This is a genomic window from Streptomyces sp. NPDC018263 (genome assembly GCF_055562575.1).
This window is the reverse complement of the sequence record NZ_JBVHFA010000006.1, coordinates 136,369-147,795: the sequence shown is the minus strand read 5'-3', so window position 1 is coordinate 147,795 and position 11,427 is coordinate 136,369. Positions and strand designations below refer to the sequence as shown.

At 69.7% G+C, this 11,427-nt stretch carries 6 protein-coding genes; 3 read left to right on the top strand and 3 right to left on the bottom strand.

From position 1 onward, the window contains the following. Window positions 1-93 precede the first annotated feature (93 nt). Window positions 94-2,064 (top strand): glycosyltransferase, encoded by a 1,971-nt coding sequence (locus ACZ3HQ_RS18785; protein ID WP_467512254.1) that lies wholly within the window; start codon window positions 94-96, stop codon window positions 2,062-2,064. Between the two features lie 78 nt (window positions 2,065-2,142). On the opposite strand, the gene ACZ3HQ_RS18780 is transcribed toward ACZ3HQ_RS18785, so the two are convergent. Together ACZ3HQ_RS18780 and ACZ3HQ_RS18775 are read right to left on the bottom strand one after the other, a co-directional pair. After that, complete coding sequence (locus ACZ3HQ_RS18780) at window positions 2,143-5,757, bottom strand: bifunctional glycosyltransferase/CDP-glycerol:glycerophosphate glycerophosphotransferase (RefSeq protein WP_467512252.1); 3,615 nt, start codon at window positions 5,755-5,757, stop codon at window positions 2,143-2,145. 25 nt (window positions 5,758-5,782) lie between these two features. Next, window positions 5,783-8,014, bottom strand: a complete 2,232-nt coding sequence (locus tag ACZ3HQ_RS18775) for a bifunctional glycosyltransferase/CDP-glycerol:glycerophosphate glycerophosphotransferase (RefSeq protein ID WP_467512250.1) — start codon at window positions 8,012-8,014, stop codon at window positions 5,783-5,785. A gap of 280 nt (window positions 8,015-8,294) precedes the next feature. On the opposite strand from ACZ3HQ_RS18775, the gene galE reads away from it, so the two are divergent. After that, window positions 8,295-9,266 carry a UDP-glucose 4-epimerase GalE gene (gene galE / locus ACZ3HQ_RS18770; RefSeq protein WP_467512248.1) on the top strand — a complete coding sequence of 324 codons (972 nt, stop codon included), beginning with the start codon at window positions 8,295-8,297 and terminating at the stop codon, window positions 9,264-9,266. A 69-nt stretch (window positions 9,267-9,335) separates the two neighbouring features. Here the strand turns inward: galE and ACZ3HQ_RS18765 are convergent, their stop codons facing one another. Continuing rightward, a complete protein-coding gene (locus ACZ3HQ_RS18765; protein ID WP_467512246.1) occupies window positions 9,336-10,082 on the bottom strand; it encodes a hypothetical protein in 747 nt (248 codons plus the stop codon). A gap of 169 nt (window positions 10,083-10,251) precedes the next feature. Between ACZ3HQ_RS18765 and proB the strand changes: the two genes are divergently transcribed. Continuing rightward, complete coding sequence (proB, locus tag ACZ3HQ_RS18760; RefSeq protein WP_467512813.1) at window positions 10,252-11,355, top strand: glutamate 5-kinase; 1,104 nt, start codon at window positions 10,252-10,254, stop codon at window positions 11,353-11,355. The last annotated feature ends 72 nt before the right edge of the window (window positions 11,356-11,427 follow it).

The following is an 11,427-nucleotide window of genomic DNA, read 5'->3' as shown; positions in this document are numbered from 1 at the left end:
TTCGGCCGCTCGGCCGCTCTTCACCCGTGGATGGAAAGCACATAGATGAAAATCTCCTTCATTGTCAGCAATCTCTGCCATATCGGCGGCGTGGTGACCGCGACGCAGAACCTCGCCGGGGCCTTGGCGGAGAAGCACGACGTGGAGATTGTCTGCCTGCGCAAGTCGCGTGACGAGTCGTACTTTCCGCTCGACCCCCGGGTGAAGGTCACGGTCCTGACCGACCTGCGCGGCAACTCCCCAGTCTCCGACCTGGACAACCCGCTGGTCGAGGAGTTCCCCAAGGTCTATCTCTACCCGCCGAGCGAGAAGAAGCCCTGGATCAGCCGGCTCGCCGAGCTGAGACTGCTGGAGTGGCTCGCCACCACCGACGCCGACGTGGTCATCAGCTCCAACCCGCGGATCACGATCATGCTCAGCCACGGACGCAAGGACTACCTGCGCCTGGCCCAGGAGCACTCCATGCCCGCGATCTACGCGGACTGGGAGCAGAAGCCGCTCTTCCGCACCTACCACCTCCTGGACGCGGTCTCCGTCCTCACACCGGAGGAGCAGCGCACCCTGGGCGGCCTCGTCCCCGGCGTGCGCAACCGGCTGGAGGTCATGCCGAACTGCGTGCCGGCCTCCGAGTCCCGCTCGACCGGCGACAACAAGGTCATCGTCACGGCCGGGCTGCTCAAGGAGCACAAGAACTTCGTCATGGCCATCGAGGCGTTCGCGCCCGTGGTCGCCAAGCACCCCGACTGGAAGCTGCACATCTACGGCGACGGTCCGGAGAAGGCCAAGCTCCGCAAGCGGATCGAGGAACTCGGCCTCTACAACGAGGTCCTGCTGATGGGCCCCGCCACCCCGGTGTCCCCGGAGTTCGCCAAGGGCTCCGTGTTCCTGATGCCGTCCACGCGTGAGCCGTTCGGCAACGTCATCGTCGAGGCGATGGCTTCCGCCCTCCCCGTCGTCAGCAACGACGCCGACCACGGCCCGCGCAACATCCTCACCGAGGGCGAGGACGGCTTCATCGTCCCCAAGGGCGACGTCGCCGCGATGACCGACGCCATCATGCGGCTGGTCGAGGACGACGAGCTCCGCAAGAGCATGGGCCGGGCCGCGCTGCGCAACGCCGAGCGGTTCCACGAGACGGCCAGCCGCGAGCGGTACGAGGCGATCCTGGACCGTGCCCTGGCCCGCCGCCGACTGCCGGCGACCGCCACCGCCCGGGTCGAGGGCGACGGCTCCGTCACGCTCACCGTCGACCGGATGCCCACCGACCTCGGCGACATCGAGATCATCTGCCGCAAGGCCGGCGAAGAGGGTGCCGAGCACCGCTTCGCGCTGTCGCCCGCAGGCGTCGCCGTCGTGCCGTGGCACGACGGACTGCCCGCCGGTGACTGGGAGGTGTCCGTGGGCAACCGGGACGGCCTGGAGACGCCGCTGACGACGGACGGGTTCGGTATCGACTCCCGGGACCTGCCGTCGGTGCCACTGCCGCGCACCGACGGCCCCGCCCTCGAACTGCTGCTGCCGCGCCGCAAGGACGACGGCCGGCTGCTGATCCGCAGCCTGCGCAAGGAGCGCCACGCCGAGGTCGGGCGGCTCACGGTCGACGGCATGACGCTGCGCGTGGACACGGCCGTCTGGGGAACCGACACCTCGAGCCCCGTGATCGAGGCGACCCGGCGCGGCAAGAACTCCCGTACGGTCGTCTTCGAGGCGCGTCCGGCGGCAGACGGGACCCTGACCGTGGACATCGACAGCCGGTTGTTGGTCGACGCCCACAACGGCAAGGAGACCATCTGGGACCTGTGGGTCCGGCCTGCCAAGGGTGCCGAGCGGCTCCCGCTGAGCAAGCTCGCCACCGACGTGCTCAACCCCACCGCCGTGTTCACCTATCCGCGGCCCGTCCAGAAGGCCGACGCCCCCGTGGCGCCGAGCCCGCTGGCCAAGCAGATCGGCCGGGTCAAGCGCAAGGTGACCGGCAAGGCGGCGCCCCGGCCCGCCAAGGGCGTCGAGGTGCGCCCGTACTTCAACAGCTCCGCGCAGTTGTCGGTGAAGACGGTCACCCTCTGACCCGCTGACCGCCACCGGACCGCGAGAGGGGCCGCCCACCGTCAAGGTGGGCGGCCCCTCTCGCCGTTGTCGACCGGGCTACCGGCCCAGCCTGCTGTCGAACTCGCGCGCCTGCTCCAGCATCCGGTCGACGACACGGCCGGAGGCGTGACCGTCGTCCAGGTCGCAGAACAGCTCGTGGAAGCGGTCGTACTGGGGACGGTACTTCTCCGCCACCTGGTCGATGTCGCGGATCGCGTCGATCAGCTCGTCCGACGTGCGGATCAGCGGTCCCGGCGCGTCGTTCTCGAAGTCGAAGTAGAAGCCGCGCAGGGTGTCCCGGTAGTGCTCCAGGTCGTAAGTGAAGAAGAGCATCGGGCGGCGCAGGTGGGCGTAGTCGAACATCACCGACGAGTAGTCGGTGATCATCAGGTCCGCCGCCAGGTACAGGTCCGCGATGTCCGGGTACTCCGAGACGTCGTACACGAACCCGTTGCCCGCGCCGGGGATGCTGTCCACGACGTTGGAGTGACGGCGGATCATCAGGACGTGGTCGTCGCCGAGCCGGCGCTGGGCTTCTTCCAGGTCCAGCCGCAGCTCGAAGCGGAACTGTCCCACGCGGTGGGCGAGATCGTCACGCCACGTCGGCGCGTACAGGACGACCTTCTTGCCCTCGGGGATGCCGATGCGGCGCCGGATCTCGGCGGCTCGCTCGTCGCGGTCGGGGGAGTAGAGGTAGTCGTTGCGGGGGTAGCCCGTCTCCACGATCTCGCCGTCGAAAGCCATGGCGCGCTTCAGGATCGGCGTGCTGAAGCGGTTGGAGGAGACCAGCATCGACCAGTTGGCCGCCTCCTGGCGCAGTTGCTCGTGGTAATCCGGGTTGAACTTCGGCGCGTCGATGTCGAGGCCGATCTTCTTCAGCATCGTGCCGTGCCAGGTCTCCACGACGACCTGCTCGGGACGGCGCTCGATCCAGTGCGGCAGGTGGGCGTTGGTGACGATGTACCGGCAGCGCGCCAGCGCGTCGTACCACTCGGCGCTCTGGAAGCGGACCGGGCGGACGGTGGGAGGCAGGTCCACCTGGCCGTCCCGCACCAGCCACAGCTGCTCCAGGTCCGAGCCCCGGCGCACCAGTTCCTCGTGCATGGCGCGCGGGCTGTCGGAGTACTGCTTGCCGTTGTAACTGATGAACAGCACGGCCTCGCGCAGCGGCTTGGTACGGCCGGCCTCGTAGACCTCGCTGCGCAGCCGCGTCTGGTGGTAGGCGCCGCGCTCCTCCAGCGTCAGGTCGGGCAGGCAGTGCAACTGGGCGTGATCGAACCAACGGGCCTCGAAGTCGTAGGCGCGGCCGTCGTGTTCGCCGGAGACCGGCAGCTTGGCGGAGGTGTGGCGGTCCAGCACGCAGGGGACGTCCGTGCCGCCGCCCGGCGGCCGCAGGAACATGTTCCAGCGCCCGGTCTTGAGCGGCAGGTTGTGCGAGGACCCGGACATCCGCGACGGCGTGAAGCGGGCCTCGAAGTGGCCGGTCTCGTCGGCAGTCAGCGCGACGGTCTTCTCGTCGAAGTAGTCACGCGCGCTGATCAGGAACGACCAGCCGGTGATGTCGCGCGGGGCCACGCCCCGCACGATGTAGGCGCCATCGGTCCAGCGCACGTCGGTGATGCGGGCGCGCAGGCTGCGGCCGGTCAGCTTCAGGTAACCGGTGCTGCCGGCGATTGCCGCCAGCTCGAAGCGGTCGGCGTCCTCACCCAGCGAGGCCGGGAGTCGCACCTGGAAGTCCGACAGGGCGTCGGCGACGACCGTGCCGAACTTGCGCTGCTTGCCCTCGGGACCGGTGGCGACCAGCTCCGTCGACCAGGCGCGCGTAGCGACCCGGGCCGGGTCGGCGCCACCGGTGGAGACGTCGGTGCCGGTGGCGTCGATGTGCTCAGGCAGCAGGGCGACGTCCTGCAGCGGGACCCGGACCACGAACGGCGTGCGCTTGCCCGTGGATTCGCCCAGCGTCACCGGGTAGTCCAGCCGCTCACCGCTCTTGCGGTTGGTGACGGTCAGCGCTACTCGCTCGTTCGCCGTGAGGGGTACCCGGATCTCACCCGTCAGCTCCAGCACGTCACCCTCCGCACGGGTGCCGGTGATCAGCGCCCGCACGCGCTCGATACGCAGCTTGAGGGTGCCGGTCGCGGTGCTGGGCAGCAGTCGGAAGTCCTCGTCCAGCCACTGGTAGGTGGCGTGGTTCGGGGCGGCGGCGCCACTGGTGTGCAGGGCGCGGGTACGCACCAGGCCCGCTGAGGCGATGCCGATGCCCAGGTGGTAGGTGCCCTCCCGCCACGTCTTGTCGCGCCGCAGCCGCGCCGGGTCCAGCTCGTACTCCCAGCCGGACCAGTCGTAGTTGTAGTGGCGCTGGTTCGACAGCGCCGTGTACTCGGGGGTGTACACGTTGCGCAGCGGCACCACGGTACGGCGGCGCGAGCCGTCGCGCTTGATCGCCAGCACCTTGATGGCGCTGCGCGGCGTGGACTGGTCGAGCCGGTTGATGTACGCGTAGCCGGCCAGGTGCAGCTTGCCGTCGCGCCAGCTCACCTCGCGCAGCGGGGCGACCGCTCTCATGTCGGTGTCGATGCGCAGGGCACTCTTGGAGAGCTTGACCTTGCTGTTCTGCAACGCGGAGAAGTTGGCGTACTTGCGCAGCAGACCGTTGATGGTCACGCGGTCACCGCGCCGCTCGGACTCGAACAGCTCCAGCAGTTCGGTGAGGGCGTGCTTGCGGACCAGCAGCCACTTCACGCGTGCGGGCGTGGGCAGCTCCATCACCAGGGCCGGGTCGACCTGGTCGAGGTAGGCGTTGACCACACGGAAGAACTCGTTCCGGTAGTCCTCCTTGCCCTCGGCCAGAACATTGAGGAAGATCCGCAGGTCGCCGGTGAGGACCGTGCGGTCGTACTGGCGCTTCATCTCGGCCGCGCTCTCCTCCGGGCGGCCGGCGAAGAAGCGGCTGACCGACTCCACGGCGGCCGTGCGGTCGCGCACGGCCTTCGGCTCGGAGCGGCGCTGCGTGATGGACGGGGCTGCCTCGCCGTCGCGCAGCCGCCAGTAGTACGTCGGGGCGCTGATCACGTCGACCGAGCGGGCCAGGTACTGGGCCGGGACGATCACCGGGGTGTCCTCGTACAGGACGCCCTCGGGGAAGCGGAAGTCGTGCTGCTCCCAGAAGGAGCGGCGGAACACCTTGTTGCAGGCGATCCGGTCGGTCAGCAGCCGCAGGTCCCGGGTGACGTGCGTGCCCTGCACAGCACCGCGGGAGAGGATGCGGTGCATCGGGGACTGCCAGATCTTGCTGCTGTTGATGTGCAGCACATTGCCGGTTACGAAGTCCGAGCCGGACTCGTCCAGGCTCGCCAGCATCAGCCGGTAGGCGTCGGAGGGTATGACGTCGTCACTGTCGACGAAGGCTATGAACTCGCTCTGCGGCGCCAGGTTCTCCAGACCGGTGTTGCGGGCGGCGCCCAGGCCGCCGTTCTCCCGGGTTATCAGCCGGAACCGCGAGTCCTTCGCGGCGTACTCCTTGGCGATCGTGGCCGAACCGTCCGGGGAGCCGTCGTCCACCATCAGGACTTCGAAGTCCGGGAACGTCTGTGCCGCGAGCGAGTCGAGGCACGCGGGCAGATAGCGCTCCACGTTGTAGATCGGGACGATGACACTGAGCCGAGGGGCCATGGCTTCTTGGATCTCCTTCAGAGGGTCAGGCCCGCTCGACCAGCGCGAGCGCCTGGGCGGGGGTCGGGGCGTGGGTACGTTCGGCAAAGGGAATGAGAGGCAGCGGTTCCGTCTCACCGAGGAAGACGCTCCGGACCACTCGTTCGGCTGCCTGTCCGTCGTCGAACTCGCAGAAGCGCCGGCGGAAGTCCGCGCGGCGGGCGGTCGCTTCCGCTCCCTCGTACTCGTCCGTCCCGAGGAGCCTGATCAGCTCCGCCTGCGAGGTGGCCACCGCACCGGGCGGCTCCTCCATCAGGTTGAAGTAGGTGCCGCGCACCGCCGAGTAGATGTCCCAGTCGGACGCGTAGATGATGACCGGCCGGTCCAGCACCGCGTAGTCGAACATCGCGGAGGAGTAGTCCGTGATCAGGGCGTCCGCGGCGAGGTACAGCTCCTCCACGCGCGGGTGGCCCGAGACATCGACGATGCGGCCGCTGCGGCGCAGCTCCTCCACGTGCGGGGAGTTGCCGTAGAAGTAGTGGCCGCGCACCATCAGCGTGACGTCCGGGCCGAGTTCGTCGGCGAGCCGGACCAGGTCGAGGCTGGGGGTGAAGCCGGCCTGGTACTCGCGGTGGGTCGGCATGTAGAGGAACGCCCGCGTGCCGTCGGCCAGTTCGAGGGAGGCACGGGCCCGGCGCACGTCCTCGGCGGTGGCGTTGACGAGGATGTCGTTGCGCGGGTAGCCGGTCTCCAGCGAGACGTACGAGCAGGGGTAGACCCGCTCCCACACCGTGGTGGAGAACCGGTTGGAGCTGAGGCTGAAGTCCCAGCGGTCGCAGCGCTCCAGAAGCTTGTCGAAGCTCATGTTGGTGGACGCCGGGTACTTGCGCTGGTCCAGGCCCATGGTCTTGAGCGGGGTGCCGTGGTGGGTCTGGAGGTGGATCTGGCCCTCGCGCTTGACCACGCTGTCCGCGAAGTTCACGTTGTTCACGAGGTACTTGGCGCGGGCCACCGCCGACCAGTAGGCGCTGGAGCCGACGCGGACGAATTCGACGCCCGCGGGCACCTTGTCCACCGCGTCCGGCTGGACCGCCCACACCCGGCGCACGTTCGGTGCCAGCCGGGCGAGTTCGGCGTCGATGGCCGCCGGGTTGCAGGAGACGCTGCGGCTCCAGTAGGCGGAGAAGACCGCGAGGTTCTCGTCCAGCGGCAGCTTGAGCTGGGACTGGTAGTACACGCCCATCGCGTTGCGCTTGGACTGGTTGACGGTGCGGCGGGCGCGCCGCTTGACCGCCTGGCGCATCTTCACCGCGCCGAGGGCGCTCACCATGGTGAGGTAGGAACCGCGTTCCAGCATGGCGTACTTGGTGCCGAGGTTGCCCTGGGGACGCTCGAAGCCACGGGGGAGCCGCTTGCGGTAGTCGGCGGAGGCGCGGCGGAAGAACTCGGCCCGCGCGTTCTGCGGCAGCCGGCCCGGCTTGGTCAGGACGGTGAGGAAGTGGTCCACCATCTTGCGGAACAACGGCCCGCGCCACTCGTCGAGTTCGGGGTGGGCGTCGATGAAGTCGAAGACCCGGCCGTACTGGTCGAAGACGTCGAAGTGCTTGCGGCTGACCGTCTTGAGGATGTTGCCGCCCTCGCGGCGCTGGCGGTACATCACGCAGACCCGGTCCAGCAGGGCGATGTGCTCGGCGCTGATCATCGAGCAGAACGTCCAGGGAGCGTCCTCGTAGTAGCCGGGCGGGAAGCTCAGGCCCATACGGAGGACGAAGTCGCGCCGGTACGCCTTGTTCCAGACGATCTGGAGCAGGTCCAGCAGCTCGGGCCGCTCGGACAGCGGGAAGGACTCCGGGCCGTCGGGGCGGAGCAGCTCGGCGCGCATGTTCGGGCGGACCCTGCCGTCCCAGTAGCTGCGCGCGTAGTCGTAGACGAGTATCTCGGGATTGTCCGCGGCCTCTAGCCGCTCGGCTATCGCCCGCAGCGAGCCCTCGGTGAGGGTGTCGTCGCTGTCGAGGAACAGGAGGTACTCGCCCGTCGCCTGGTCCATGCCCGCATTGCGCGCACGGCCGAGGCCCACGTTCTCCGTGAGGTGAATCACGCGGATGCGCGGGTCCCGCGCCGCGTATTCGTCCAGAATGGCGCCCGAGGCGTCCGGCGAGCAGTCGTCGACAGCGATGACCTCGAAGTCCGGATAGTCCTGTTCGAGGATCGAGTCGAGGCACTCCGCCAGGTATGCCTGCACCTTGTACGCGGGTACGACGAGAGAGAGTTTGGGCATCCTTTACAACCTGTTCCGAGAACCGATCACGTGAGCGTGGGCCGGGACCGGAGTGAACTGGGAGTGAACTCTGTCCGCCGACGGGCCCAATCGTGCCGCCGCCACAGAGTACAAGGACGCTCCCGCAGCGCGAATCGCTGCTTTCCGCTTCGCGGAGTGGTCCATCTCATATCTCCGCTCACATCCTGTTTAGGGATGTCCGTCACGGGATGTCGGATTCGATTTTCCCGGGGCCATCAAGGAGTCTGCTGCCGGTAGTGAACTTCGAGGAGGCCCTGGAATGAGCTGGCTGGTCACGGGAGGCGCCGGATACATCGGCTCGCACGTGGTGCGCGCGATGACGGCGGGCGGCGAGAGCGTCGTCGTGTACGACGACCTGTCGACGGGCAGTGCCGACCGGGTGCCCGCAGGGGTGCCGCTGGTGGTGGGCAGCGTGCTGGACCGGGAACTCGTCGAAAGCACTCTCCGCGAGCACGGCGTGACCGGAGTGGTGCACATCGCCGCCAAGAAGCAGGTGGGGGAGTCGGTCGAGCGTCCGCTCCACTACTACCGCGAGAACGTGACGGGTCTGCAGACCCTGCTGGCCGCCATGACGGCCACCGGCGTGCAGCGGATCGTCTTCTCCTCCTCCGCCGCCGTGTACGGCATGCCCGACGTGGACCTCGTGACCGAGGACACGCCGTGCGCCCCCATGAGCCCCTACGGGGAGACCAAGCTCGTCGGTGAGTGGCTCATCGCGGCCGCCGCCCGGGCCCACGGCCTGCGCGCCGTCAGCCTGCGCTACTTCAACGTCGCCGGAGCGGCCGCGCCCGAACTCTCCGACGAGGGTGTGTTCAACCTCATCCCCATGGTCTTCGAGCGCCTGGAGGCGTCCGAGGCCCCCCGCATCTTCGGCGACGACTACGCCACCGAGGACGGCACCTGCGTACGGGACTACATCCACGTCCAGGACATCGCCTCCGCCCACCAGGCCGCCGCCGTCCGGCTGCGCGAGGCCCCCGAGGGCACCTCGCTGGTCCTCAACATCGGCCGGGGCGAGGGTAGTTCGGTCCGCGAGATGGTGGACCGCATCCTCAAGACCACCGGTAACGAGGACGTCACCCCCGAGGTCACCGAGCGCCGCGCCGGCGACCCCGCCCGGGTGGTGGCCGCCGCGAGCCGCATCCACGCCGAGCTGGGCTGGACGGCCCGGCACGGCCTGGACGAGATGATCGACTCCGCCTGGCAGGGCTGGCGCCACCGCCACGGCTGATCCCGGTACGCCGAGAAGCGCCGGTGCGGAAGTCCGCACCGGCGCTTCACCGTATTCGCACCTCGGGATTCACACCTTCAGATCCGCCGCATCGCCCATCACCACCACCGGATGCCGCTTCGGGTCCAGCGTGCGCAGCAGATACTCCATGTCGGCCTTCGACTGGCTCACGCACGCCGACGTACCGCTGCCGTGGTCCATGTGCAGCCAGATGTTGCCGCCCTTGGACTGCCCCTGCGGGCGCGTCTGGTCGTTGGGCGGGGTGCCCCTGACGCGGTTGTAGTCGATGGCGATGACGAGGTCGAAGTCGTGCCAGTACGACTTCTTCCAGTAGCGCGGCGCCTGGAAGGCGGCGGACTCGGTGTAGGGCAGCTTGGCCCCCGGCTGGGCCAGCACCCCGCCGGCGTCGCTGAGGGTGAACACGCCGACCGGGCTGCGCAGATCGTCCTCGTGGTGGTCGGTCGTCCAGCCCTTGCGGCCGTTGTGGGTGGCCCAGGCGCGCTCCCGCGTCCAGGTCGACCCCTGCTTCGTGTACAGCGCCGCGTCCGAGTCGGCCGAGTTGCGCCCCTTGCCGGAGACCACCAGCACCTGCTGGGACTCTGCCGGCACCCGCTTCCACAGCCGGTCACCGACGCCGGGCACCCGCTTCAGGCCGGCCTCGGGGGCCTTCCTGTCGTCCTGGGCGTGCGCGGCACCCGAGTCGCCCTTCTCCGGCTTCTCGGACTTGTCCGGGCCCCCGCACCCCGTCGCCCCGAGGACGAGCAACGCCCCGCCCACCGCAGCCGCAACCGCTCGCACCGCACCGCCTTTTCGCATGAGCTCCATGGTCGCAGAACGTGCCCCGTCCGCACGCCGTACCTTCACCGCACCCGTCGTCCGCCTGCTGAAACCCCCATGCGGCGGCCGCAGGCATTCCCGTAGATTGCGGGCACACGGACCGGGGCGAAGAGGAGACGCGGGCAAGGTGGCAAGCGCAAGGCAGACCGTGGGTGAGGCCCGGCGGATCGTCGTCAAGGTGGGGTCCTCCTCGCTGACCACCGCCGCGGGCGGACTCGACGCGGACCGCGTGGACGCGCTGGTCGACGTGCTGGCGAAGGCGCGCGGCGGGGAGAAGGAGATCGTGCTGGTCTCCTCCGGTGCCATCGCCGCCGGACTCGCCCCCCTCGGCCTGGACCGCCGGCCCAGGGACCTCGCCCGCCAGCAGGCCGCCGCCAGCGTCGGCCAGGGCCTGCTGGTCGCCCGCTACACCGCCTCCTTCGCCCGCTACGGCGTCCGCGTCGGCCAAGTCCTGCTCACCAGCGACGACATGAGCCGCCGCGCCCACCACCGCAACGCCTCCCGCACCCTGGACAAGCTGCTGGCGATGGGCGCCTTCCCGATCGTCAACGAGAACGACACGGTCGCCACCGACGAGATCCGCTTCGGCGACAACGACCGCCTGGCCGCCCTCGTCGCCCACCTCGTCCACGCCGACCTGCTGGTCCTCCTCTCCGACGTCGACGGCGTCTACGACGGCGACCCCGCCCGCCCCGGCACCTCCCGCATCGCCGAGGTGCGCGGCCCGGCCGACCTCGACGGGGTCGAGATCGGCAGCGCGGGCAGGGCGGGAGTCGGCACCGGGGGCATGGTCACCAAGGTCGAGGCCGCCCGGATCGCCGCCGCCGCGGGCATCCCCGTGGTGCTCACCAACGCCGTGCACGCCGCCGACGCCCTCGCCGGCGGCGACACCGGCACCTGCTTCCACCCCACCGGCAAGCGCTCGGCGGGCCGGCTGCTCTGGCTCCAGCACGCCTCCACCCCGCAGGGCTCCCTCACCCTGGACGACGGCGCGGTGCGCGCGGTGGTCGAGCGGCACAGCTCGCTGCTGCCGGCCGGGATCGCCGCCGTCACCGGCGAGTTCAGCGCCGGGGACCCGGTGGAGCTGCGGGACCGGGCCGGGCACGCGGTGGCGCGGGGGCTGGTGAACTTCGACGCCCGGGAGCTGCCCCAACTGCTCGGGCGTTCGACCCGCGAGCTGGCACGCGAGCTGGGCCCGGCCTACGAACGCGAGGTCGTCCACCGGGACGACCTGGTACTCCTCCACCCCTGACCGCCGCCCCCGCGCCGGAAAAGCCGGGCCGGCCGGACGACCCCGGTGGGGGACGTTCCGTAAAAGTGCCAC